This is a genomic window from Chryseobacterium caseinilyticum (genome assembly GCF_014837145.1).
GTDB lineage: Bacteria > Bacteroidota > Bacteroidia > Flavobacteriales > Weeksellaceae > Chryseobacterium > Chryseobacterium caseinilyticum.
This window is the reverse complement of the sequence record NZ_JACYFS010000001.1, coordinates 295,741-321,583: the sequence shown is the minus strand read 5'-3', so window position 1 is coordinate 321,583 and position 25,843 is coordinate 295,741. Positions and strand designations below refer to the sequence as shown.

Below are 25,843 nucleotides of genomic sequence, written 5' to 3'. Positions count from 1 at the left end.
TCTATTTTTTTATTTAAATTATTTTGGTAAAAGATGCACCGTAACTTCTTCATTTTCTTCGCATCCCAATGACTCTTCAGGCAACACAATAAAACAGTTGGCCTGTGGAAAAGAATGCAGGCGGAAAGATTCCTGAGCGTGAAGCGGCGTTACTTTTCCATTACTGTAAAATGCTTTTAGGAAATGCGTTAATCCTGCAGGCTTAGGGTAATGATGAGTTACATTTGCTTTTATCTCGGTAACACCTGACGGCAGTCCCATCAATTTTTCGAGCGCCGGTAAAACATATTCGTAAAAACAGGTTAACGATGAAGATGGATTTCCTGGTAGCCCGAAAACCAATTTGCTTTCTTTTGTTCCGAAGAAAAGCGGTTTACCCGGTTTCTGTCTGATTTTATGAAATTTTTCTTCAACGCCACAGGTATTCGCAACCTCAGTGACAAAATCATAATCTCCCACACTCACGCCACCGTTCAGCAAAACAACATCACTGTTTTCGATTGCGCTTTCAAGTACTTTGTGCAATTCTTTTGGATCGTCCTCGGCTCTGAAGACTTTAATGTTTTTAATTCCAGTTTGATTTAAAACTGCTTTCAACTGAAAAGAATTGGCTTCGTAGACCTGACCGAATTCCAATGGATTTCCGGGGTCCTGAAGTTCGTTTCCGGTAAGAATAATGGCAACCTTTGGAGGTGTATAAACCGAAATCTCTGCACAACCGATACCGGCAAGAAATCCGATGGCAGCTGCAGAAAGATAGGTTCCTTCTGTCATGGCGACCTCACCTTTCTTTACTTCGGCACCTTTCGGACGGACGTTGAGTCCTTTAGAAAGATTTGCGTCATCGATAATCAGCCTTTCATTTTCCAAACGGATTTTTTCCTGCATCACCACGGTATCTGCATTTTCAGGCAGCGGCGCTCCGGTAAAAATTCTGGTAGCTTCTTTCTCACCGATTGCCAATTGTTTCGATGCACCAGCAGCCATTTCACCAATAACGGAAAGTGCCTGATCTTTATCTGAAAATTTAAAGGCATAACCATCCATCGACGACTGTGCAAAATTGGGAATGTCGATTGAAGCAATTACATCTTCTGAAGTGACCAATCCAAAAGCTTCTGAAAGCGGAACGACACTGCTTTTTTTCATTAATGCAGACTGCAGGATGATTTGTTTGGCTTCGTTGACGGAAATCATTTTCATTGAATCAGTTGTTGGTAATCGTTTTGGGTATCGATGTCGATAGCGCCTTTTTCAAAATTGATTCCAGCGATATCGTCTTTAAATTTCTGGAGAAGTTTTTTCGCACCTTCCTTTCCGGAAAGTTTTGAAAGATCTGTAAAGTATTTTTTAGTAAATAAAACCGGAGTTCCCAAAGTGTCAGCATATTTTGAAGCAACAATTCCTTTTTGTGAATCTTGCTGCATTTGAATTAATTCAGAGAAAACCGATGCTTCGATAAAAGGCTGATCGCAAACTGAAACAATGCAGTTTTCAATGGCTGGAAATGAATCTAAAAGCTGATTAAATCCGATGTGGATTGAAGAACCCATTCCTTCGTTCCATATTCTATTTTCTGTGATAATAAGTTTAAGATCAATGATTTCTTTTGAAATTTCAATTGAATTCGATCCTGTAACAACCACAACAGATTTTGTTATTTTGAGTGATTCTTCAGCAACATGTCGCAGGAGACTTTTTCCTTTAAAATCCAATAACTGTTTTGGCTGTCCGAGTCGTGAGGAATTTCCTGCTGCTAAAATGAGTATTCCTGTTTCCATTAACCACCGATTGTAATCATACTTCTGTTTTCTAATTTTGATGCATCGATATTTTCAAATACACCACTGAACTGTCCGCCTAAAGCTTTGGCTTTAGCTTTCATGGTCTGCTCAATTAACGGTAAAATATCCTGACCATTCCGCAACGCTCCCAGTAAATCGGTTTCATCCCTACTGAAAAGGCAGTTTTTTAATTTTCCGTCGGCAGTCAGCCTCATCCGGTTACAGGTATCACAAAATGGCTGGCTCATCGTGCTGATTACGGCGAATGATCCAATATGACCATCAATGATGTACCGGCTTGAGGTATCATTGGGTTCAGGTTCAACCGGAATAACATCATATTTTGAACTTACTTTCACTAAAATTTCATGCAGCGTAAATACCTGATTGCTCGTCCACTGATTTCCGCTGAAAGGCATAAACTCAATGAACCGCACTTCAATATTATTGTGTTTCGTCAAAGCAATGAAATCAAGAATTTCATCATCATTTAAACCTTTCATGACGACAACATTGATTTTTACCCGAATGTTGTGTTTCAGGAGTAGATTGATATTGTTTCTGACACGGTGAAACAGATCGCGTCTAGTAATTTTTAAAAATTTTTCAGGCTGTAAAGTATCGAGGCTGATGTTGATGGCTTTGATATTGGCTTCCAGCAATTCATTCAACATCTCGTCGACACGAATTCCATTAGTCGTAATTGCAAGTTCAATATCTAATTTGCCTAATGATTTTAAGATTTTTGGAGCGTCTTTTCTGACCAAAGGCTCGCCACCTGTCAGTCTGATTTTCTTCACTCCATGTTCTACGAAAAGCTTAGCGATGGTTTCAATTTCATCCACCTGCATCAGTTTTGCGGCGGGAGCAAAGGCATATTTTTCTTCCGGCATGCAGTAAAAACAACGCAGGTTGCAATTATCCGTAAGGGAAATCCTCAGATAATCATGCACTCTTCCGAAAGTATCTGTAATCATGTTTTAGGTATGTTTAGCCGCTGGCTGGCCGTGAATTTTATCAATTTTATAGCGAAGAGAAGTCCCTTTCCTGTCCTCAATCACTGCTTTAATTTCTGAAATAACAGACAAAGCAATTTCTTCCGACGTTTCTGCACCAATATCCAGACCAATCGGGCCGTAGATGCGCTGATAATCTTCGTCAGTGAGAATATTACCATCTGCATGAAGGTCATCAAACATTCTCTGCAGTTTCGTTTTTGGTCCTAATATTCCGATGTAAGGACAGTTTGTTTTTAAAACCAGCTTTAAAACTTTAAGGTCATATTTATAATTGTGAGTCATCAGAACAAAATAAGTTCTGTCATCGATCACTATATCCTGTATCAATTCCTCAGGTTTTACAACCAAAACATTTTTTGCTTCGGGAAAACGCTTTTGAGTAGCGTGAGTCACTCTTCCCTCGCCGACCGTCACTTCCCATCCCAAAATATCAGCCATCTTAACCACAGGCTGAACGTCGTTTCCTGCGCCGGCAATCACCAGCGAAACGGGTGGAGCAATATATTGAAACAATGCGCTCTGAACTTTGCTTTCGACCTGAATATTTATGATTTGTGAAGATTTATTTTTTAAAGTATTTAAACTTTCATCCTCTAAAGAATAATTTTTATAAAAAAAACTTTGGTTTTGCTGATAAACATTGACCGTTCCGATTTGTTTTGCGTTTCTTTCCAAAGAAAACAATGTTGCAATGACTGATTCGGTGCGGTTTTCTTCAACTTTTTTGAGTAACTCCAATGGATTATGAGGATTATCAGAATCAATATATTCAAATAAAATATGCACAATTCCATTGCAGCCGAGCTGTACGCTGAAGTCCAGAATACTTTCATCACTCGTATCGTAAGTGATCAGTTTATTCTGTTTCTGATTGATGGCAAGCAACGATTTTCGCAAAGCATCACCTTCCAGACATCCTCCGCTGATGGCACCGGTCAGGATTCCATCTTCAGTTACCAGCATTCTTGCGCCCGGCTGTCTGTAGGAAGATCCTTCCACTTTCACGACCGTTGCCAGTGCAGTTTTTTTTCCTGCAGCACGTGCCGTGTTGTTGGATGCTATAATATTACCGATTTCTGTCATTGGAATTAAATCAAACAGTTGTTATATCAGGTTTAAATAATGATCAGTTTAAACTTTATTCAAATCAAATGGCAATTTACGAATTCTTTTTCCGGTAAGATCAAAGATTGCGTTGGTTAATGCAGGAGCCAAAGGCGGTAATCCCGGTTCACCCACTCCGCCTGCATCCTCGTCATTATCAATCACGAAAACTTCAATAGGTGGAATATCATTAATTCTTGGCATCGGGTAAGCATAAAAATTCTTCTGTTCGGTTTTTCCGTCTTTGAAAGTAATTTCATGAAATGCTGCCGCACCTAATCCCATTACAACAGAACCTTCCACCTGAGCTTTAATAATATCCGGATTCACGTACCAACCGCAATCTATTACCGCCCAGACTTTATCTATTTTTACGCCGCCGTCAGGATTTTTGGAAACTTTGACCACATGTCCCACCGTAGATGCGAAACATTCTGTAATGGCAACGCCAAAACCTTTATTCTTTTTACGTTTCTTCCAGCCGGAAACTTCTTCCAGTTTATCAATAAGTTTATGCGTACGTTCATCTAAATATTCTCTTCTGAATGCCAGGGGATCTTTTCCTGCTTCATGTGATAATTCATCCAAAAAGCTTTCGTAGGCAAAGCCATTGGTTGATGCATAAACAGACCGCCACCACATACTTGGAATCGGGATTTCAAATGGCACTTCTGCAAAACTTACATTTTTAATATTCTCAAAATACGGCTCAAGAAAACCTTCGCTGGTGCTTCGGTTTGCCTGCATTTTTGCAGATTCTTCGCGCCAGTGATCATTGTTCTGCCCTGACATTCTGAACTTTAACGCTTCAATTTTTCCGTCTTTTATCACTCCTTCACATCTGTAGGTAATACCTGGACGGTAAGGTCCCTGTGTAGAATCATCTTCTCTGGTCCACACGACCTGCACCGGTGCGTTGATTTCTTTTGAAATAACGGCTGCTTCGTGAGGATAATCCATAAAAGCTTTTCTGCCGAAACCACCTCCCAAAAAGGTCATGTTTACAATTACATTTTCCCGCTTCAGTCCAAGTTCTTCACTCAGTGCATCCTGCACCCAATCCGGTGCCTGAATCGGTCCCCAGATTTCTAACTTATCTCCCTGATGATGTGCGATACAGTTGAGAGGCTCCATTGCATAATGTGACTGATAAGGAGTTTGGTACATCACGTCAATTTTCTTTCCGGCAGTTGCCAAAATTTTGTCCGGATCACCCTGTTTTTTAAAAGATAAACCTTCTTTGGTCCGTACATTTTCTTCCTGTCTTTTATAAATATCAGCAGTATTGATGTGCTCAAATCCAGAGTCATCCCAAACTACCTTTAATGCTTTTTTGCCCTGTAATGCAGCATACGTATTGTCAGCAACAACTGCTACTCCTTCACGATACGTTTTAAATACGAGCATTTTAATTTTAAAAACTTTCTTGACACCGGGAACTTTCAGCGCTTCTGTAGCATCGAAGCTTTTAACTTTACCTCTGAGTCTTGGATTTCTTTCCACCGCTGCATATAGCATTCCCGGAATTTTTTTATCCAGACCGAAAGTTACACTTCCATTGGTTTTAGATTTTGTGTCGATACGTCTTGAAGGCTTACCAATCACTTTATAATCTGAACGTTTTTTAAGTTTTACATCTTTAGGAACGGGCATCTTAGATGCTGCCAAAACCAACTCTCCGTAATGTGCTTTTTTGCCTGACGGACGGTGAATCACGTGCCCGTTTTCTGCGTAGCAATCACTGTGATCTGCAGACCATTTTACCGCTGCCGCTGCGATCAGCATTTCGCGGGCAGTTGCCGTTATTTTAAGGAAATTTTTATAATTGGAGCGGATGGTAGAACTTCCTCCCGTAACCTGATTGCCATATTTTTTATCACCTTTTCCGAAGATCACATGGATGTCATTTAAATTGACCTCCAATTCTTCTGCAAGAATCTGCGGAACACTGTGGAATGACCCCTGCCCCATTTCTGCACGGTGATCAACAAAAGTGATTTTACCGTTGGTATCGATGATGACCCAGGCATTGAGCTCAACCGACTGAATCGCAGCTTCAATCTCTTCATCCGTCAAAATATGCGTTTTTGAATCAGCTGCAAAGAGACCGAGGCACAAACCTATACCACCCAGACTGGCAATTTTCAGAAAACTTTTTCTTGATATTTCTTTATCTAATGACATATCGATTTAATTTAATTAGGTTGAGGTGCATAAGCTCCGGTTTCAAGCCATGTAATCCAGGCTTTTTTAAATTCTGCATGACTCATTGGAGGAAGTTTCAAACCTTCTGCGGGTTTCCATCCTGCGAGTACAAGACCATCATCCGCATGCTCAATGAGTTTTTTTATATCCTTATTGCCATTCTGTTTAGGATCAATGAGTTGTTTTGCAAGCTGGTGGGCGGTTCTGTCCTGAAACACCATCTTCATATTGGCAGGTGGCAGATGCCAGTTAGGATTTCCCGGTGGCGTGTGAGGTCCGGGAGTGTTTTCAGGCTGATGGCAGTTGGTACACTTCATCGCATAAAGACCTTTTCCGTCAACCCCACGTTTAGGCTGCATGGTATGGATATGGCTGTCGTCTCCCTGCAGTGGAATATCGCCACTCGGATGACAGTTCATACACCGCGGACTCATCAACACTGCGTACACTTTCTCAAAAGCTTTTACAGATGCTACGCTGTCTTTTTTAGCAGAAAATACCTTCTTTTCTACTGGCGATGTTGCAATCGGCTTATGCACTCTCTGCGAGGTATAAGCATAGATCCCAACAGAACAGAGAAGGACCACTAAGATTACTGCCGGTATTTTATTTTTTAACATATTCATCTTTCTATATATTTTTCTTCGGTGTAAAATTCAATTAGTTACAAAAAGTTTTTTACTATTTTCCTTTCTCACGTTGAAGTTCGGCGGCGATTTTAATTGCATGACGGATCCTTGGATAAGTTCCGCAACGGCAAATATTTCCTGACATCGCATTATCGATATCTAAATCAGTTGGATTTGGATTTTCTCTCAACAGAACTACAGCAGACATAATCTGACCGGAATGACAGTAACCGCACTGAGGAACATCAATTTCCTGCCATGCCTTTTGTACAGGATGATCGTTGTTTTCAGACAGTCCTTCTATTGTGGTTATGCTCTTCCCTTCTGCTCGCTTGACCTTCGTCACACAGGACCGCACGGCTTCGCCATCTAAGTGAATCACACAAGCGCCACACTGAGCTACTCCACATCCGAATTTTGTACCTGTAAGGCCAGCGAGATCCCGAATTGCCCAAAGAAGCGGCATGTTTTCGTCTGCATCTACCGTATAATCCTTTCTATTAATCTTTAATGTAGTTATAGCCATTTTATATTTTTTTGAGGTTGAGATATATGATTGATGTACGTCTGGAATTTGACTGTATACAAATATCGTGAAACTAATATGTCTTTTGATTATATATATTACGGATTGGCTTACCAATATTACTGATTGAGTAAAATATTAATTATCGAAAAAACTGATCACTAATGTAAGATCTCCCTAAAATCAAATTTTTATGCCATAGCCTGTGGCTCATCAAATCAACGACTTGAATATTATTTAAATCAGAAAACGTAAAATGTTTTTTTCCTTTCAGCCCATTGAGCGTGGCAGAATCTTTGGCAAACTGTACACCTTCGTAATATTTTGGACACAATCCAACACGGAAAACATTAAACCAATTTTGCTCATCGGGAGTTGGCTCAATCGTAGAAGCTACGGTACTTCTTCCTGCATTTACCCTTCCCGGCTGGTACATGATGTAAACCGGGAAATTCCTGGGAAGAAAGATATTCTGAAAACCCTCTCTTCCGTCAGGAGTTATCTCCCAGGTTTTGGAAAACTGTCCGATTCCGTGCCACATTACCAATGGATATTTTCTGGCTTTCACAGGAATCTGATAAAAAACATAAGCGTGGTGCCTCTGAAAGTCTGTCCTTCCGCAGTCGGCTTTTGTGGATTAAATGTTCCTGAACTTTTCAATACAATTCCTCCAACCGCAAAACTTCCCTGCTCTGCAATCATCAAAGGTTCCTTCGCATTTTTTAAACTAGAATGCTTTAAATTTCGTCCTCACGTTTAATTAACATGAATTTAATTTTCGCCATCTACAAAAGGAAAATACCACGTGTCTGTAATTTCTTCATTAATCTGAATATCCTAACAACCGTTAATTGAAACGTGGTCACAAACATCCAAATAGCCCACTTAAAACAAGTAGCGCCGTCTACATTTTATACATTAATAATTAAAGAAGTAAATGATTTTAGAGAGAAACGTCTCATAGTGTGTACTTTAGAACATTCATCAGATCAGTTGTAAATATTATATATCGTGATCAAGCGAGACTTTTGCGTGGTTAGGAGTTAGGAAGATAATTCAAAACTGAAAACACTTCCCTGTCCCGTTTTACTTTCAACAGATATCCTTCCGCCGTGTGCTTCCACAAAATCTTTGCATATGCTTAATCCTAATCCGTTACCTTCAGCTTTAGTTCCCGGAATGCGAAAATATCTGGTGAAAATCTGCTTTAAAAATTGGGGCTCAATTCCTGCACCCTGATCTGCAACTGAAAATTTAACTGAATTGTTTCCCGCCTTATCAATTGAAATTTCTATCGCAGAATTCTCAGGAGAATAACGGATTCCATTGGAAACAAAATTGTTTAAAACCCAGACAATTTTTTCTTCATCTGCATTTATTTTTTCAACCTGAGGATCAATATAAGTTTTAAAACGAATATTTTTTTCATCGGCAGCAGACTGATTGGTATCAACCACTTCCTGAATAACTGAACTTATATGAAACGGATGGACATTGAGCTGCATCATTCCAGATTCGCGCTGCGCCAGATTCAGTAGTTCCCGTGTAATTTTGAGCAATCTTACCGTGTCTTCATCAATACCTTTCAGAAGTTTCATCTGTTCGGTATTCAATTTTCCTACTTTCTCATTTTCCAATAATTGAAGTCCCATTTGAATCGAAGAAATAGGCGTTTTAAATTCATGTGAAACGGTACCAATGAACTGTGTTTTAGCTAAATCCAGTTCCTTGAAAGCCGTAATATTTCTCAACATAATGACCTGACCGATAAAACGGCTTTCTTTTTCTCCAGTTGGAATTACATTGATGTCTAAAATTTCTTTTTCAAAATAATTTTCTTTTCCTTCCACAAAAATTTTCAAGGTTTCAGACTCATTTTTAGAGTGGTTGACATCAATAATCTCTTTAATTAAATCTCTGACCAAATCATTGCTCACCGCTACATCCTGAATCAGTTTTCCTACGAAATTTTCTTTTTTTAAACCTGAAATTTTTATTGCTTCATCATTCACGAAAAGAACTTTTCGGTCTTCATCAATTCCAATCACGGCATCGTGCATATTGTCGATCAGCGTTTCAATGCGCTTTTTTCCTTTTAAAATTTTGTCAATCCGACTTTCAGAATATTCCTGAAGTTTTTCTGCCATGGTATTAAAAGACCTCGCCAACTCACCAAACTCACTGTTGCTTTCAAAATGTACGCGTTCTCTGTAATTCCGATTGGCTATCTGATGAATGCTCGAAGTCAGCTCCCTAATCGGATTGGAAATATTGGAAGGCAGATTTACCATTAAAATAAATGCAATCAGAAAACACAAGGTTCCTGCGACAGAAATTACGGCGATCGCATTTTGAGCTGTCGTGTTTGCTATCCCACTTTTAATCTGGATGGCATTCATATTCAACTGCATCAGTTCGGCAATATCTTTCCGGATCTCTGAATGAATGTTTGAATTTCCTCTGTCAACTTTCAGTTCCGAAAAATGATCATTGATATTTTGAGTCGCTTCCTTTTCTCCGCTTTCTGTAATATTCTGACGCTGGAGGTCAAGATTTTTCTGAAATTCTGACATTGCAAATGGCTCTGTAGAAATTTCTTCGAGTGACAGCAGCATATTTCTTGAGTACTGCAGCGTATTGTAGTTGGCCGCAAGAATATTCTGGGTATCTTTTTTAAGCTGATAAATAAACCATCCACCTAAACTAGAAAGGATAATTATCATAAAAAACAGCAGACCAACGCCCGCATTAAGCTTTGTTTTTATTTTCATTACGACAAAATTACTAAATCTACATTCTGTTTAGACAGTCTTTTGAGCAGAGAATTGAAAGTGTCTGTCGCCAGAATAATTCTCCAGATATCAAGATGTGGTTTTCCGATGCATACTGTCGTGATGCTTCGTTCATCACACTGCTCCATTATTGATAAGGCGATATTTTTGCTCTCAATCCGTATAATTTCTGCCCCAAGTTCCGTAGCCAGTTTGAAATTATTAATTAAATGCCTCTGCTTGCTCAAATTAATCCTGTCCGCCGACTCTTTCGGAATCTGAACATACAGCAGAAACCACTGACTGTTGTAATAATTTGCCAGTCTTGCTGTTTTCCGGATGACATTTTTTGCTGTTTTTTCATTTGAACTGATGCAGGCAAGAAATCTTTCCTTTTTTAAAATTTTGCCAATCGTAATGTCAGATTCTACTTTTCGTGTAACCTGTGAAGCAACTTCTTTCAGAGCCAATTCCCGAAGTTGCAATATGTGCTCGTTTTTGAAGAAATTATTCAGTGCTGACTGTATTTTACCGCTGTCATAGATTTTTCCTTCCTTTAGCCGTGCAATCAATTCATCGGCAGTGAGGTCAATATTTACAACCTCATCTGCAGCAGCAAGCACCGTATCGGGAATTCTCTCAGTGACTTCCACGCCGGTCACAGCTTTCACTTCTTCGTTTAAACTTTCTATATGCTGGATGTTTACAGCGCTGATCACATTGATTCCAGCGTCTAAAATATCCATCACATCCTGCCATCTCTTTTTATTTTTACTTCCTTCAATGTTGGTGTGAGCCAATTCGTCAACAATTACAATCTCAGGACGGAGGATTATAATTGCAGGAACATCGAGCTCTTCCAGTTCTTTGCCTTTATAAAATAATTTTCTTCTGGGAATAACAGGAAGACCTTCCAACAAACTGTGCGTTTCTTTACGGTTATGTGTTTCTACATATCCGATTTTTACATCAATTCCGTTTTGGAGAAGTACGTGAGCTTCCTGCAGCATTCTGTAGGTTTTTCCTACACCTGCGCTCATCCCAATATAAATTTTGAGTTTTCCTCTTTTGGATTTATTGATGAGATGCAGAAATTCTTCCGCGGATTTTCTTGATTCATTCATTTGTAGAATTGATTATTTCAGGTAAGAAAAATGTTTTAAACCATTAAGAATATTGAGTTTTTAAGGACAAAAATAATTCTCATTTTTTTAGATTCACGAAGGTGAATCATTAAGTTACACGTTTAAATGAACCTATTGATCCTTAACATTCTTTAATCAATTAATCCCCTTAATGGTTTATGAAAATTCACAATCTTTTTTAGCTAACTTAATTTAACCAAAAGTTATATTTGCTTTTACTAAAATGAAATGGCCAATGCTGTCGTCGCCGTCAGACTGTTGTTATTAAACTCATCTGTCCTGTTCATAAAGATAGCATCTTTACTGTTTAAATTTCTGATTTCCGTGCGCCAGACAAGATTAGGAAAGATCTGATAATCGGCATTGAAAGAATATCCGAAAGTTTTAAAACCGTTTTCCGTCCCTGTTGCAATGAGCACTCCTTTTTCATCCTGATAATATTCTCCTCTTGCTGTAAAACTCAGTTTTTCTGTGGCATTGTATTTCGCAACTAAAACCGGGGTGTACCAAATGTTGTGCTGCTCACTACCTTTTACTTTTTGTTCGGCACCAATGTCAAATCCTGCAGTAACTCCAAACTTTTTATTAATTTGATACACTGCATAAAGATTATGAAAATATCTCATCTGGCGAATGCTGTCGGGTTTGTCATTTCCGATAAATGAACTGCTGTTGATGGTCAGTTTTTCATTAGGTTTAAAGATCACCTGGTGTCCGAATGCTGGTGTAGAATTTCCGTCAACTCTCTGAATACGCTGCCAACCGTTGAGCACCAAACCGCTTACAAACCATTTTCCGCTTTCAGAGCTGTATGAAATTTTTGCTCCAGTCTCGAAATATGGAGAGTTGTCTGCGAAAAGGCTTCGGGTAAGCGTCCAATTGTCTTTTCCGACCGCACTTTCAAAACCCAAATGGGATGGAAAAATTCCCGCATCAATCCACAGATTGTGTTTTTTGGAAATTTTTAAACCTGCATTGGCTTCGTAAATGTTTTTCATCACACCCTGTTCGGCTGCGTAATTGGCATTCATATATGTTCCGACTGCCAAAGCCAGATTGGCTCTCACTTTTTCTGTATTGTATGCCGTTTTTATATAAGCTAAATTGACGTTCACTTCATTGTTTCGGTTGTGACTGTAAACAAAACAGGGGCGGTTGTTATTTTTTGGATTATTAAAATCCGCAGTATAATAAACCTCAGCGTATCCGCTAACAGTAAGAGGTTTGGCTATTGAATCGTTTTGAGCAGATGCAGTAATTCCGCATACGGCTAACAAAACAAACAGTATTTTTTTCATTGAATTTAAATTTAAGAAAAAGATGGAATTTTATTTAAAACAAAACTCACAATGATAAATATTGATTTTTTAAAATTATTTTCCGCTCAACTGGTCGAGCGCGATATTTAATTTCAGAACATTAATTTTTTCAGGTCCAAACAACCCTATCAAAGGTTTTTCTGTATTCTGAACGATGAGATTATTGATTTTTGCTTCATCTATATTTCTGATTTTTGCAATTCTTTTCACCTGAATTTTAGCTGCCTGAACTGAGAAATTTGGATCCAATCCGCTTCCGCTTGCTGTAACGAGATCTGCTGGAATATCTGATTTTCTAATTTCAGGATTTTTCATTAAAAAAGTATCGATACGGGCCTGAACCTGTTTCAAATATTCTTCATTCGATGGACCTTTATTGCTTCCTGCTGAACCTGCTGCATTGTAATCAACTGCTGAAGGTCTTGACCAAAAGTATTTGTCGCTGGTGAAAGACTGTCCGATATTTTCGTAATAGGTTTTATTTTTATGTTGAATTAAATCTCCCTTACCCTGATTAGGTGAGAGCTGAGCGATTGCCCAAATGGATATTGGATAAACAATCGCAAGAAGAACGATGAACAAAGCAGTAAGTTTGATTGCAGGTAGAATATGTTTTTTCATTTGATAATAATTTAGTAAAGACAAATGCAGGAAGAATTGAGATAGATATTGGACGAAAAGTGATGTGATGAAAACTTTCTTCCTGCTTTGCCTTTTGGATATTTAGAAAAATAAGGATACGATGATATCGATGATTTTAATTCCGATAAAAGGAATGATGACGCCGCCTAAACCGAAGATGAATAAATTCCTTCTCAGCAACGCCGATGCACCGATGGGTTTATAGGCCACGCCTTTCAAAGCCAGAGGAATCAGTATCGGAATAATGATCGCGTTAAAGATGACCGCGGATAAAATCGCGCTTTCCGGACTGTGAAGATTCATAATATTTAAACCTTGCAGCGCAGGAATTGCGGTGATAAACAACGCCGGAATAATGGCAAAATATTTCGCAACATCATTGGCAATGCTGAATGTAGTCAGCGTTCCTCTTGTCATCAGCAACTGTTTACCAATCTCTACAACTTCAATTAATTTGGTAGGATCATTATCCAAATCGACCATGTTTCCGGCTTCTTTTGCAGCCTGCGTTCCACTGTTCATGGCGACACCTACGTCTGCCTGAGCCAATGCCGGTGCATCATTGGTACCGTCACCCATCATGGCAACCAAACGGCCATCCTGCTGTTCTTTTTTGATGTAGTTCATTTTATCTTCCGGTTTTGCTTCGGCAATAAAATCGTCAACACCTGCTTTTTCGGCGATAAATTTCGCAGTCAGAGGATTATCACCCGTAACCATTACCGTTTTGATTCCCATTTTTCTCAGACGTTCAAAACGTTCGCTGATTCCGGTTTTGATAATATCCTGAAGTTCAATCACTCCCAGAACTTTTTCATTTTCTGAAACCACCAATGGTGTTCCTCCGTTCTGAGAAATTTCTTTAACTTTTAAATCTATTTCTTGTGGAAAAGCATTTCCGGCAGCTTCCGATATTTTTCTGATAGCGTCAGTTGCTCCTTTGCGGATGCGGTTTCCATCATAATCAATCCCTGAACTTCTGGTTTCTGCGGTAAATTTGATAAACTGAGGATTACTGATTTCATAGCTTAACGGATTGATTCCCGCCAGTTCAATGATTGATTTTCCTTCAGGGGTTTCATCCGCCATCGAACTTAAAACCGCGGCTTTGATCAATTGTGTTTCATCAATCTGATGAGCCGGATAAAATCCTGTTGCCTTACGGTTTCCGATAGTAATTGTGCCTGTTTTATCTAAAAGTAAAACATCAATATCTCCAGCTGTTTCTACTGCTCTACCACTTTTTGTGATGACGTTGGCACGCAAAGCTCTGTCCATTCCTGCAATTCCTATCGCTGACAATAATCCACCGATGGTTGTTGGAATTAAGCAGACAAAAAGTGAAATGAATGATGCAATGGTAATCGTTACATTTGAATAATCTGCGAACGGTTTTAAAGTCACACAAACGATGATAAAAACCAATGTAAAACCAGCCAGCAAAATCGTCAGGGCAATTTCATTAGGTGTTTTCTGTCTCGAGGCACCTTCTACCAAGGCAATCATCTTATCTAAAAAGCTTTCGCCAGGTTGCGTGGTCACCTGAACAACGATTTTATCCGACAAAACTTTTGTTCCTCCCGTTACAGAACTTTTATCGCCACCTGCTTCACGAATGACAGGAGCAGATTCTCCGGTAATCGCACTTTCGTCTATCGTAGCAAGACCTTCGATGATTTCTCCGTCAGAAGGAATAATATCTCCGGCTTCGCAAACAAAAATGTCACCTTTCTGTAATTTAGATGAAGAAATTGTTTCACCATTCTGGAGTTTTGCAGGCGTTTCTTCTCTGGTTTTACGCAAACTGTCTGCCTGAGCTTTTCCTCTTGCTTCAGCGATGGCTTCGGCAAAATTCCCAAACAAAACGGTCAGTAAAAGAATGATGAATACCGTAAAATTGTAGGCAAAACTTCCCTGAGATTTTTCTCCTGTCAAAGTCCAGAGGCTTACAAAAAACATCACCAATGTTCCGAGCCATACGAGAAACATGACGGGATTTTTAAACATCAGTTTCGGATTCAGTTTCACAAAAGACTGTTTCAATGCTTCCTGAACCAATTCTTTTTGAAACAAAGATTTATTTTGAGTCATTTTAATTTTCTGTTATTTAAATTTTATCTAACTTTTATTTCATTGAAAAATATTCTGCGATCGGCCCCAATGCCAGTGCCGGAAAGAAAGCCAGCGCTGCAATAATCGCAATTACTGCAAAAGTCATCAGCCCGAATGTGGAAGTATCTGTTTTTAAAGTTCCTTCCCCTTCCGGAATGTATTTTTTCTGAGCTAATAATCCTGCAATCGCTACTGGTCCGATAATCGGTAAGAAACGGCCGAGCAACAGAACAATTCCTGTAGAAATATTCCAGAAAAGATTATTGTCACCCAACCCTTCAAAACCACTTCCGTTATTGGCAGCCGAAGAAGTATACTCATAAAGCACTTCGCTGAAACCGTGGAATCCGGGATTATTGAGTGTAGAAGTTCTGACTTCAGGAAAATAAGTGGCAATCGCAGTTCCGACAAGAATAAGAAACGGATGGAAAAGGGCTACAATCATGGCAATTTTCATTTCGCGGGCTTCAATTTTTTTACCCATAAATTCCGGAGTACGGCCGACCATCAATCCGCTGATGAAAACGGCGAGAATAATGTAGATGAAGATATTCAGAATCCCTGCCCCGTCACCGCCGTAGAAAGCATTTACCATCATGGCAAGCATCTGGGTCATTCCGGAAAGTGGCATTGCGCTGTCATGCATTGAATTAATTGATCCTGTAGAAATTACAGTCGTTACAATACTCCAGAAACCTGAAGCGGCAGCTCCGAAACGGATTTCTTTACCTTCCATTGCTCCCAGTGACTGGTCGATTCCCATTTGGCTGATGGCAGGATTGCCGTTCATTTCCATAATAACCGTTGGTACTGCAAGTAATAGAAACCCAACAGTCATCACACCAAAAATCATATATCCGAATTTCTTTCTGCGGATAAAATGTCCGAATGCAAAAACCATCGCCATCGGAATAATAAACTGCGCAGACATCTCAACCATATTGGTAATGTAGCTCGGGTTTTCCAGCGGATGTGCTCCGTTCGCTCCAAAAAAACCTCCACCGTTCGTTCCAATGTGTTTTATAGGAACAAACGCAGCGACCGGTCCAGTAGAAACTTCCACATTTTTATCTTCCAACGTAATCATTTTATCTTTCCCACTGAAAGTCATCGGCATTCCCTGAAATACCATTACTGCACCCATCAACAGTGAGAGCGGCAATAAAATTCTTGTAGTGGATTTTAGAAGGTAGTCATAAAAATTTCCGAGCTTTTCGGTAGATTTTTCTCTGAAAGCTTTAAAAATAACGATAGAAGCAGCCATTCCCGTTGCAGCAGAAACAAATTGCAGGAACATCAGCCAGATTTGACCAAGATAACTCAATCCCGTTTCGCCTGAATAATGCTGTAAATTACAGTTGACTAAAAAGGAAATGGTTGTATTAAATGCCAGATCCGGCGACATATCCGGATTTGAATCGGGATTGAGTGGGAGCCAGCTCATATTCATCAGAACAAGCATACTGATGAAAAACCATAAAAAGTTGATGGTTAAAAGTGCGGTCAGATGCTGTTTCCAGTTCATTTCATGATCAGAATCGATTCCTGATATTCTGTAGAAAAATCTTTCTACGGGTTTGAAAACAGGATCCAGAAATGTTTTTTCTCCTGTGTAAACTTTTGAAATATACTTTCCAAAAGGTATCGCCAAAAGCAATGTTATGACAAACATCGCAACAACGCCTAAAATTTCAGTGTTCATAGTTTGTTTAATGAATTAGTGCAAATTTTTTCACGGTAATCAACAGATATAAAAAAGCGATGATGAAGCTGATCCAAAAAATCAGAATCCCCCACTCTTTTATTTGATGTATAATCTTACGGTTCATTTGCTTATTAATTGGTTTTAAAATTTTTCCGGCTTTACGAGCACATAGCAGATATAAATGAATATGGCTATTGATATAAAAAATAGTAGAGTCATTTTTTTTAATTTAAATGTTTTCAAAATACTCAACGAGGCGGTAAAACAATACGAATAACAGTATTGCAGTGATTAATAGAATAATTGTTATCATTTTTGTTTTTGATTTTAATTAACCTGCAGAATTGCAGCAGCGACAAAAACGCCGAGAATTACAGCAATATTGATGGTGATCACTTCGAAATCGTGTTTTTCACGGGTAGACTTCAGAAGTTTCCAGTCTCCAATTTTTCTGATTTTTGATTTCATTTTATTTAAACTTAAATTCCTGATTTGTAAACCTGATGTAAATAATTATTTTGCAGACTTACTGACATTTTATCGAAGATCATTTTTTTGTAAGCAGGTTCGCAACAAAATGTAAAACTGTCTATGGAATACACGAAAACATTTTCGATGGCTCCTTTCAGTTTCTGATCGCCTTTGTTGTACAGTTTATTCATTTTCCGAATACATTTTTCCAGAATTTTTTGCTCGTTGTTTTTAATAAGTTTTTTGATTTGTTTGGTGAAAACATTGATGACCATGTAAGGACTGGCTGTCTTGTAAGATTCATCAAATTCTTCCTGCGTTTCAGGAATTACTTCTACTATTTCCCTGATGGCTTCTGTATGATTCATTTTGGTTTGTTTTGAATCTCTAATGCCAAGATTTGTTCCTCCGAATAAAAAAAGAATACAAATAATTGAAATACAATAAATTAAATAGATTTTAAAACATTTCAAAACACAAAAAACCCTATCAAAATGATAGGGTCTTTATCAGAATGAAAATATTTTTTATGAAATTTTGTACTCTTCCACCTTTCTGTATAAGGTCGCAATGCCGATTTCGAGCAACCTGGCAGCTTCGGCTTTATTGCCTTTGGTATGATTAAGAACTTTTTGAATCTGCATTTTCTCAGCACTCGCCATAGAAAAAGCGGACATTATTTTGATCTGAGATGAATTTTGGTCATTGCTGATTGAAATATCCAATGGCAGACTATCGACATCCAGCTCCGAAGAATCTGTGAGAATCACGCTGCGTTCAATCACATTTCGAAGTTCACGGATGTTGCCTTTCCAGGGATGGTTTTTTAATGCTTTCAAATAATCAGGAGATATGGAAGTGATATTTTTCCCGGTTTTAAGTGAAAAACTTTTCAGGAAAAATCTGACGAGCAATTCAATATCTTCCGTTCTTTCTCTCAGCGACGGAAGTTTAATCTGAAAAATATTGATTCTGTAATAAAGGTCTTCACGGAAATTTCCTTTTTCAATTTCACTTTCAAGATCTCTGTTTGTTGCCGCTACAATTCTGACATTTGTTTTAATCGGTTTATTGTCGCCCACTTTTAGAAATTCTCCTGATTCCAAAACACGCAACAGTTTTGCCTGCAAATCCAGTGGCATCTCTCCGATTTCATCCAGAAAAACAGTTCCCTGATTGGCTTCTTCAAAAATACCTTTGCTGTCTTTAAGAGCACCCGTAAAAGCGCCGGCTTTATGACCGAACAATTCGTTTTCCAGCAAATCTTTCCCGAATGCCGAGCAATTGATAGCGATAAAATTATTTTTATTCCTCTTGCTTGCGTGATGAATCGCCTGCGCAAATACCTCTTTACCGGTACCAGTTTCACCAGTCAGAAGAACGGTAGCATCAGTATTGGCGACTTTTCGGGCAGATTCTACGACACCTGTAATAGTTGATGATTTTCCGATAATGCTGTCAAAAGACTGTTTTCTGTTGAGCTGCTTTTCAAGATGCAGAACGCGTTTGTTCAATGCTACCTTTTCAGAAGCTTTATAAATGAGCGGTAGAATTCGGGTATTGTCGTCACCTTTTGTAATGTAGTCAAACGCACCGTTTTTAATCGCCATCACACCGTCCGGTATATTGCCGAAAGCGGTCAGAAGAATCACTTCTACCACCGGAAATTTCTCTTTGATGATTTTAGAAAACTCCACTCCATTTCCGTCGGGGAGCTTCACATCGCAGATCACAATATCAATTTCTAAGGTTTCAAGTTTTTTTAATCCACTCTTCAGATTGCTGGCTTCAGAAACTTCAAAACCTTCAAGACTGATGATTCTGGAGAGAAGCGATCTTATTTTTGCTTCGTCGTCGATGATTAGAATGGTATTCATTGTAATAAATTTCACAGCACAAAATTAGTAATTAATACTGCCAATTCACATCTGTGGAAGTGCTCCTTCCAAAATTTTTTTATATCATTCCTGACTTTAAAAAAGCTGAATCTACTGTAGATCCTATAGATTTTTTCTTTTCCTGAATGCTTGCTTACATCACTATAGCAACTAACTCGGAGAAGATATCTTAAAAGTAGGATTCAAGGGAAAAATAGGGTCAATTTCTATTAAAGAAAAATCGAGATCTTCTGAAAATCTGTTGAGACCGTCAAATTTCGAAGCAAATTACCTCTGTAAAACGCTTTTTTTTTTAAAACCGGCTCGCTACAAGCCAGCCATTGCAATTCCCTGCATAGTTTCTGGTAATTTATGATATACTTCTTCCTTATTTTTAGGATTGTATTCTTTGATCTCTTCTTTTTTAATAATAAAGGAATTTTTTTCTAAGAACTTTTGGGGCATCTTGTAATCAAATGGCTGCTTTTTCCGTATCCAATGCATTCAGTTGGTTTTCATCAATTCTGAGATCCTCGACTAAAAATTTCAAGGTTTGGCTAATGCTTCTTAGAAGTACGCCGGGCGTCATGATAAGATCCATAGCGTTAAATTTTACATTGAATTGAAATTTAAATGAAACTAAAAAATTTGGCTTCATTATTCCCGACAGCTTACAAATCTTTTCTAGAGAATACTTTACAAAAGTGATATTTTTCTGAGTTTTTTGATTGTGTATTTAGGTTATCCAATAAGACAAAATAAATGATAATATTTACTGTGAAAACAAAATAATATGAGATGATTAAATTTCACTTTGTAAAATAATGTATTTTCATCGGTATTCCAAGACTGTCTAAATTACCGGACTCAAAAGAACTACCGGAATTTACGATCTCCTCAAGGGTTACTGCCAGGCAGATAGAATCTAAAATGTCATCCGCAGAAACATGTTTTCTTTTAAAATTACTCATAGAATTATTAAAAATGACTTCTGCCCTATCGGAAAAACTCTTCAATACTTGTAACCTTTCCTGCTGACCCTCAGTGGTCTTTTTATTGTATTCCATAGATTGCTGACTGTTTAAAAAGTGAAACGCTACCTCAGGATGTGATTCTTTGATTTTATCTACAAAGCTTCTGTTGTTTTGTAAAAGTTGATCGACTTCTCTGATTTTCTGAACTATACCCCAGGATTGTTTGGAAATACCTTTCTTAATTTTTTCTTTATTTACCTGATTTGCTTCTTCATATGATAAAGCATAAACTGCCTCCCGACACGGCACCGAAAACACACTCGGTTTTCTTTTTTTAGATAAAATTTTTCGGGCTATCGTTTCGCAATTTCTTTCTTTCAAATCAACATTGGGGAGACCAACAGGCATATCGATCATGAACATACTGTCTTCCGGATAAAAATTGATCAGATCTGCCAAACTTTTGAAAAGGTCCGCAGTATCACTTTTCATTGACACAGCTACCCAGCCAAACTTACAGCCATCAATACCTATTAATTTTTGCATTTTGTTAAAATCTAATGTAATTTAGATCGTAAATATATCACTTAAACTTTTGATTAAAAATTATGATAATAGGATTAGATATTGGTACGTCGTCTACAAAAGCCGTTGCATTTGACCTGAAAGGCAAAGTCTTGGCAATACAAAACATTTCTTATCCTATACTGAATCCTTCTGAAGGACATTACGAACAGGATCCTGAGGTTATTTATAACGCGTGTACTGATTCGATTGCGCGTTTAATGGACGAATTACAAGGCATTGACAAGATGTTGCAGCCTTTGTGTATTTCGGTAAGCAGTGCCATGCACGGACTGATAGCTGTTGACAAATCAGGAAAGCCGCTCACGAATTGCATTATTTGGGCTGACCGGAGAAGTGAAGATATAGCTACCGGATTGAAGGCGAAGGAAGAAGGTAGAATATTATATCAACAGACTGGAACGCCCATTCATCCCATGTCTCTGCTTTGCAAATTAATATGGATAAAATCGTATGATGAAAAAGTGTTTGAACGATCCCATAAATTTATTGGTATTAAGGAATTTCTTTTTTACCGACTCTTTGGTACCTATATGGTTGATCATTCCATTGCGTCGGCTACGGGACTATTTGATATACATAAGTTAATGTGGTCTGACTTAGCACTGAATCTGGCAGGAATCTCTGCCGAACAGCTATCTACACCTGTCCCGATTGACCATGTTTTGGTATTGCAAGACAGAAAAACAGCAACCTCGATGCGCATATCAGAAGGTACTTCATTTGTTATTGGAGGCAGCGATGGCTGTCTGGCTAATTTGGGAGTAGGAGCTGTGAAACCAGGAGTGGCTTCTGTAACTATCGGCACCAGCGGAGCTATACGGGTTATCTCTCCGCTGCCGAACCCGGAGCAAAAGCAACGGTTATTCAGCTATCTCCTCAGACCCAATGAATATGTAATTGGAGGAGCTGTTAATAATGGTGGTCTTTTGCGCAATTGGTTCCGAAGTGCCTTCTTAAGCGAATCGACCAAAAAAATAAAGGATGAGGATTTAACCCAGCATCTAAACGAAATGATAGATTCAGTCGTTCCAGGATCAGAAGGTTTAATTTTTTTGCCGTACTTAACTGGTGAGCGTGCTCCGCACTGGAATTCCAATGCAAAAGGAGTGTATTTTGGAATACAGTTGCAGCACACCTCTGCACACTTTGCGCGGGCCATGATGGAGGGCATGCTGTTCGCAATTTACAGCGTTGGAATTGCGTTGGAGGAAAACACTGGCCCAATTCAAAAAATCTATGTAAGTGGTGGTTTAGCGCGGTCACAGAATCTGATTCAAATGTTAGCAGACATTTTTAACAAGCCCGTTTTCGTTAAAGATACAGTGGAAAGTTCAGCATGGGGAGCTGCGCTCATAGGTATGGAAGCATTAGGAATTACGCCAAATCAGCCTGTTGAAGAATACACAACTGCAGATATAACAGACAGCACTGAACAATTTTATGAGCCGAGTAAAGAAAATCATGCAGTGTATTTAAAAAATTTCACAAAATTCCAGAGACTTTATGATAAGCTGGAAGACGAGTTTTTGTTATAGATTATGACCACTTGATATACCAAAGATTGTAGAAAATTAATCCCTAAATATAGGCTTCTGTAATAACCTTGGACAACTTTATTTTCATAATTATTAAGAATTTTGAAATGTGAATTCATCAGATATTACCACAACTAAACTGAATTTCGCTGACATTTAAATTTTACCACTACAGTTAGAATCTGAAATAGTTCTGAAGTATAAGCCAGAAGTAATCATTTTATCTTGCAGATGTAATATATTAGCATACTAAAAACTTATTTTATGAAAGTACAATTTACATCTGATCATCTTTCCGATTTAGAAATCCTAATTCCCGCATCGCATTTTGAAATTATTCCAAGAGTCGGAGATTATATCATGATTCAGGACTATATGATGGAAGATGAAAAACAACTGTTTGAAGATCATATGAACTCAATTGACAAAATTGTACTGGGAACAGTTAATGCAATCATATGGAATAGAATTGAAGAAGAAAATATTGTTACCCTTTCATTATTTTTCCAGGATGCGGAAGACGAAGATTAATGAGTTTATGGATTTTAAAGATAATTTTTTATAAGTTTAGAAACAACTGATGCTAATAATTCAGTCAGCATTCTGTCTTATCAACATTTCTATTTCTGAATTTTCTATCTGAGGATTAGCACCGGAATAGCCCGCTACCAGAGCACCGACCGCGCTGGCGAAATTGAGTGCTTCTTCCGGATTATGATCTGTAAGTAATTTTGAAATGAGGTTTGCCAGGAAAGAATCCCCTGCTCCCACCGTGTCTTTTACTGTTACACGATATCCCTTATGTCTGTAAAAATGATCATTCCATAACAGAACAGATCCGTGCTTACCCAAGGTTACACAGATTGCTTTTGTGTCTGTTTTCTCTGCCAAAAATTTAATATTTGACATCAGATCATCGGACTGAAATCCCATTTCTCCGGCAATTTCAAGTATTTCTTCATCATTAAATTTGATGAAATCAGCTTTGTTCATCAGTTCTTCCAGAAGCTGTATATTGTAAAATGGTTTTCTTAAATTCACATCAAATACTTTAAACATTGCAGTATTTGAATCAAGTAAGGAAAAAAGCGTATTTTGGGAAACCTCATTTCTGCATGCAAGACTGCCGTAGAAAAAAACTTCAGCATCTTTTACAGTATCCACTATTTTCTGATCTGCACTAATAAAATCCCAGGCAGAAGGAAATTTGATCTCGTAAGTTGCAGAACCACTTTCGTTTAACGAGACCTGTACAATGCCCGTTTGATATTCCTGAGAAACGTTGATTGCTGAAATTTCAAGATCCTTCTTTCTGATATAATCGAGAATTTCCTCACCGTTTTCATCATTCCCAACAGCACTTATTATTGTTACGGGAAAGCCGTATGAAGCTGTTCTGAGAGCGAGATTGAGTGGTGCTCCACCAATCTTTTTATGATCTCCAAAAACATCAAATAGAACTTCTCCAAAACTGATTGCTTTAATCTTATTATTATTAAACATGAGCAAATACGTATGTTGATATTTTTATATGAATTCTATAATCAACTAAGATAATAATTTATTTGCTGTATTTTAGAACATCAAAAATCCAGTTGAACATTTTAAATCCTGCTTTGCAAAGGTCAAGTGAACCAAATCACCGATAAAAGTGTTAAAAGATGTCCTTGTCATTGGATACGATAATCATTTAAATTATGAGAGGCACTGTAATTTACAGCTAGTTCAGTTAAAAGATTTTCTGAATTCTAAAGGAGAAATTTTAGTTTTTGTTTTAAACAGATTGCTGAAGGATTGGGAATGCTCAAATCCTAAGGCATATGCTACCTCTCCAACAGAAAGGTTCGTTGTGGAAAGGATCAGTTTGGCCTCAACGATCAGTCTGTCGTGTATATGCTGCTGAGTACTCTGCCCTGTGAGGGAACGCAGCATATCTGTCAGATAACTCGCCGACAGATTGAGTTGGTCTGCAAAGTACGAGACAGATGGCAATCCGAGTTCTGCAGATAGATCATCTTTAAAATATGCATCCAGTAAAGTCTCGAATTTTTCAAGAAGATTGCTTCCTACAGCCTTTCGGGTAATAAACTGCCTTTTATAAAAACGATTGGCATAGTTAAATAATAATTCAAGCTGAGAGATGATCACATCATGGCTGAAATCATCGATCCTCGCATTCAATTCATTTTCTATAAAATTAAAAAGGGAAAGAACAGTATTTTTTTCTTCTTCTGAGAGATGTAAGGTCTCTTTGATGGAATACGAGAAGAAACCAAATTGTTTGATCTTTTTGGCTAATGGATAACCCAAAAAAAAGTCAGGATGGATAAACAAAGAAAACTGAGAACAGGCAGAATCTTCTGACCCTTTACCTCCCATAATTTGACCCGGTGCCGCAAATAGAAGTCCGCCCTGATCAAAGTCGTAGTAATCCTGACCATATTCTATTTTTCCGCTTAATTTTGGTTTATATGATATTTTATAAAAACCTAAAACATGACGACGGTGCAGCTTATCATCTGTCATAAAACTGTGAGCCTCGTTGATCAGGCTGATCAGCGGATGCTTGGGTTCCGGCAGATCAAAAAAGAGATGTGCTTCGGTGAGTGATCTGAATTTTTTAGGTGTCTGTTCGTCTTTTTTCATAATTCTTTATTAAAGATAATAAAAACCGACTATAAAAATAATCGGTTTTATATAAAATTATTAGTTGCCTTGAGCTGATCTCGAAACTTCATCCCAAGATTCCCATAAGGCGATCCGTTCTGCATAGATTCCCTTTATCAATGGCAGGTTATGACTTCCCATATGAAAACGCAATGGTGGATTTTCAGAATCTACAACTTTGAAAAGTGCCTGAGCGGTCGCATTAGGATCTCCCTGCTCAAACGTTGAAAGGCTTTTAAAGAATTCTGCTTTTAGATCTGTGTAAGCTTCGATATTGCCTGAAAATTTTAATGATTCCTGACTGCCGAATTCTGTGGCATATGCTCCCGGTTCTATAATGGTGACTTTAATCCCAAACTGCTTCACTTCTTCTGATAAACTTTCGTGAATGGCTTCAAATGCCCATTTCGAAGAACTGTAATATCCCAGGACGGGCAGAGTAAAGTGGCCAATGTTGCTTGAAGTTCCCAAGATATGACCAAAACCCTGTTCTCTCAAGATGGGTAATGCTGCCTGAATAACACTTGTCGGACCGATGATATTTGTCTCGTACAGGGCACGTATCTCATCCGCAGTTGCTTCCTCAATAGTTCCGACCAGTGAATATCCTGCATTGTTGAGAACAATATCCAGTTTTCCGAAATGTTCGTGGACTTTCTTGACAGCTTCTTTGACCTGATCAGGATTGTAACATCCAGCTCCAGGGTCAGTACCTGGTCGCCATAGTTTTCTTTAAAATCTGAAATGCTTTCCAACTTTCTTGCTGTAGC

The 25,843-nt window shown here is 38.3% G+C and carries 25 protein-coding genes; 2 read left to right on the top strand and 23 right to left on the bottom strand.

Annotation, left to right across the window (positions count from 1 at the left end; genetic code table 11):
* Window positions 1-18 precede the first annotated feature (18 nt).
* The 20 genes from IC610_RS01445 to IC610_RS01350 all read right to left on the bottom strand — a co-directional run bounded on the left by IC610_RS01445 (window position 19) and on the right by IC610_RS01350 (window position 20,829).
* The gene (locus IC610_RS01445) at window positions 19-1,203 is read right to left on the bottom strand and encodes a molybdopterin molybdotransferase MoeA (protein WP_228462841.1); all 1,185 of its coding nucleotides are present in this window, start codon (window positions 1,201-1,203) and stop codon (window positions 19-21) included.
* Window positions 1,200-1,781, bottom strand: a complete 582-nt coding sequence (locus tag IC610_RS01440; RefSeq protein WP_191734895.1) for a nucleotidyltransferase family protein — start codon at window positions 1,779-1,781, stop codon at window positions 1,200-1,202. The genes IC610_RS01445 and IC610_RS01440 overlap by 4 nt, the downstream gene beginning before the upstream one ends.
* Window positions 1,781-2,761 carry a GTP 3',8-cyclase MoaA gene (gene moaA, locus IC610_RS01435; RefSeq protein ID WP_191734894.1) on the bottom strand — a complete coding sequence of 327 codons (981 nt, stop codon included), beginning with the start codon at window positions 2,759-2,761 and terminating at the stop codon, window positions 1,781-1,783. The genes IC610_RS01440 and moaA overlap by 1 nt, the downstream gene beginning before the upstream one ends.
* Before the next feature lie 3 nt (window positions 2,762-2,764).
* Complete coding sequence (locus IC610_RS01430) at window positions 2,765-3,886, bottom strand: XdhC family protein (protein WP_191734893.1); 1,122 nt, start codon at window positions 3,884-3,886, stop codon at window positions 2,765-2,767.
* A 48-nt stretch (window positions 3,887-3,934) separates the two neighbouring features.
* The gene (locus IC610_RS01425; RefSeq protein WP_191734892.1) at window positions 3,935-6,091 is read right to left on the bottom strand and encodes a xanthine dehydrogenase family protein molybdopterin-binding subunit; all 2,157 of its coding nucleotides are present in this window, start codon (window positions 6,089-6,091) and stop codon (window positions 3,935-3,937) included.
* Between the two features lie 11 nt (window positions 6,092-6,102).
* Entirely contained in the window at window positions 6,103-6,732 is a 630-nt protein-coding gene (locus IC610_RS01420; RefSeq protein ID WP_228462840.1) for a cytochrome c, read from the bottom strand.
* A 61-nt stretch (window positions 6,733-6,793) separates the two neighbouring features.
* Window positions 6,794-7,267 carry a (2Fe-2S)-binding protein gene (locus IC610_RS01415; protein WP_191734890.1) on the bottom strand — a complete coding sequence of 158 codons (474 nt, stop codon included), beginning with the start codon at window positions 7,265-7,267 and terminating at the stop codon, window positions 6,794-6,796.
* A gap of 142 nt (window positions 7,268-7,409) precedes the next feature.
* Window positions 7,410-7,835 (bottom strand): alpha/beta hydrolase family protein, encoded by a 426-nt coding sequence (locus IC610_RS01410; RefSeq protein WP_191734889.1) that lies wholly within the window; start codon window positions 7,833-7,835, stop codon window positions 7,410-7,412.
* Window positions 7,832-7,972, bottom strand: coding sequence for a hypothetical protein (locus tag IC610_RS01405; RefSeq protein WP_191734888.1), 141 nt, complete (start codon window positions 7,970-7,972; stop codon window positions 7,832-7,834). Before IC610_RS01405 ends, IC610_RS01410 begins: the two co-directional genes overlap by 4 nt.
* Before the next feature lie 338 nt (window positions 7,973-8,310).
* Complete coding sequence (locus IC610_RS01400; protein WP_191734887.1) at window positions 8,311-10,038, bottom strand: sensor histidine kinase; 1,728 nt, start codon at window positions 10,036-10,038, stop codon at window positions 8,311-8,313.
* Window positions 10,038-11,162: a sensor protein KdpD gene (locus IC610_RS01395; protein WP_191734886.1), complete on the bottom strand. Its 1,125-nt coding sequence runs from the start codon at window positions 11,160-11,162 to the stop codon at window positions 10,038-10,040. The genes IC610_RS01400 and IC610_RS01395 overlap by 1 nt, the downstream gene beginning before the upstream one ends.
* 239 nt (window positions 11,163-11,401) lie before the next feature.
* Window positions 11,402-12,481, bottom strand: coding sequence for a porin (locus IC610_RS01390; RefSeq protein WP_191734885.1), 1,080 nt, complete (start codon window positions 12,479-12,481; stop codon window positions 11,402-11,404).
* Window positions 12,482-12,556: 75 nt separating this feature from the next.
* Entirely contained in the window at window positions 12,557-13,123 is a 567-nt protein-coding gene (locus IC610_RS01385) for a K(+)-transporting ATPase subunit C (protein WP_191734884.1), read from the bottom strand.
* A gap of 102 nt (window positions 13,124-13,225) precedes the next feature.
* Window positions 13,226-15,235, bottom strand: coding sequence for a potassium-transporting ATPase subunit KdpB (gene kdpB / locus IC610_RS01380; RefSeq protein WP_191734883.1), 2,010 nt, complete (start codon window positions 15,233-15,235; stop codon window positions 13,226-13,228).
* Between the two features lie 34 nt (window positions 15,236-15,269).
* Window positions 15,270-16,958 (bottom strand): potassium-transporting ATPase subunit KdpA, encoded by a 1,689-nt coding sequence (gene kdpA, locus IC610_RS01375; protein ID WP_191734882.1) that lies wholly within the window; start codon window positions 16,956-16,958, stop codon window positions 15,270-15,272.
* 330 nt (window positions 16,959-17,288) lie between these two features.
* On the bottom strand, window positions 17,289-17,429 hold the full coding sequence (locus IC610_RS01370; RefSeq protein ID WP_191734881.1) for a hypothetical protein: 141 nt from the start codon (window positions 17,427-17,429) through the stop codon (window positions 17,289-17,291).
* An 11-nt stretch (window positions 17,430-17,440) separates the two neighbouring features.
* Window positions 17,441-17,800 carry a DUF7674 family protein gene (locus IC610_RS01365; protein WP_191734880.1) on the bottom strand — a complete coding sequence of 120 codons (360 nt, stop codon included), beginning with the start codon at window positions 17,798-17,800 and terminating at the stop codon, window positions 17,441-17,443.
* 159 nt (window positions 17,801-17,959) lie between these two features.
* Window positions 17,960-19,309, bottom strand: a complete 1,350-nt coding sequence (locus IC610_RS01360; protein WP_191734879.1) for a sigma-54-dependent transcriptional regulator — start codon at window positions 19,307-19,309, stop codon at window positions 17,960-17,962.
* Between the two features lie 327 nt (window positions 19,310-19,636).
* Window positions 19,637-19,813: a hypothetical protein gene (locus IC610_RS01355; protein ID WP_191734878.1), complete on the bottom strand. Its 177-nt coding sequence runs from the start codon at window positions 19,811-19,813 to the stop codon at window positions 19,637-19,639.
* Between the two features lie 305 nt (window positions 19,814-20,118).
* Window positions 20,119-20,829, bottom strand: coding sequence for a DUF429 domain-containing protein (locus IC610_RS01350; RefSeq protein WP_191734877.1), 711 nt, complete (start codon window positions 20,827-20,829; stop codon window positions 20,119-20,121).
* A 62-nt stretch (window positions 20,830-20,891) separates the two neighbouring features.
* On the opposite strand from IC610_RS01350, the gene IC610_RS01345 reads away from it, so the two are divergent.
* Together IC610_RS01345 and IC610_RS01340 are read left to right on the top strand one after the other, a co-directional pair.
* Window positions 20,892-22,406, top strand: a complete 1,515-nt coding sequence (locus IC610_RS01345; protein ID WP_191734876.1) for a gluconokinase — start codon at window positions 20,892-20,894, stop codon at window positions 22,404-22,406.
* Between the two features lie 264 nt (window positions 22,407-22,670).
* Window positions 22,671-22,937: a hypothetical protein gene (locus IC610_RS01340; RefSeq protein ID WP_191734875.1), complete on the top strand. Its 267-nt coding sequence runs from the start codon at window positions 22,671-22,673 to the stop codon at window positions 22,935-22,937.
* A 60-nt stretch (window positions 22,938-22,997) separates the two neighbouring features.
* Here the strand turns inward: IC610_RS01340 and IC610_RS01335 are convergent, their stop codons facing one another.
* From IC610_RS01335 to IC610_RS01325, 3 genes are all read right to left on the bottom strand, one after another.
* The gene (locus IC610_RS01335; RefSeq protein WP_191734874.1) at window positions 22,998-23,909 is read right to left on the bottom strand and encodes a carbohydrate kinase family protein; all 912 of its coding nucleotides are present in this window, start codon (window positions 23,907-23,909) and stop codon (window positions 22,998-23,000) included.
* A gap of 222 nt (window positions 23,910-24,131) precedes the next feature.
* Complete coding sequence (locus tag IC610_RS01330) at window positions 24,132-25,052, bottom strand: helix-turn-helix domain-containing protein (RefSeq protein WP_191734873.1); 921 nt, start codon at window positions 25,050-25,052, stop codon at window positions 24,132-24,134.
* A 60-nt stretch (window positions 25,053-25,112) separates the two neighbouring features.
* Window positions 25,113-25,700 carry an SDR family NAD(P)-dependent oxidoreductase gene (locus IC610_RS01325; protein ID WP_317173378.1) on the bottom strand — a complete coding sequence of 196 codons (588 nt, stop codon included), beginning with the start codon at window positions 25,698-25,700 and terminating at the stop codon, window positions 25,113-25,115.
* Window positions 25,701-25,843: the final 143 nt, after the last annotated feature.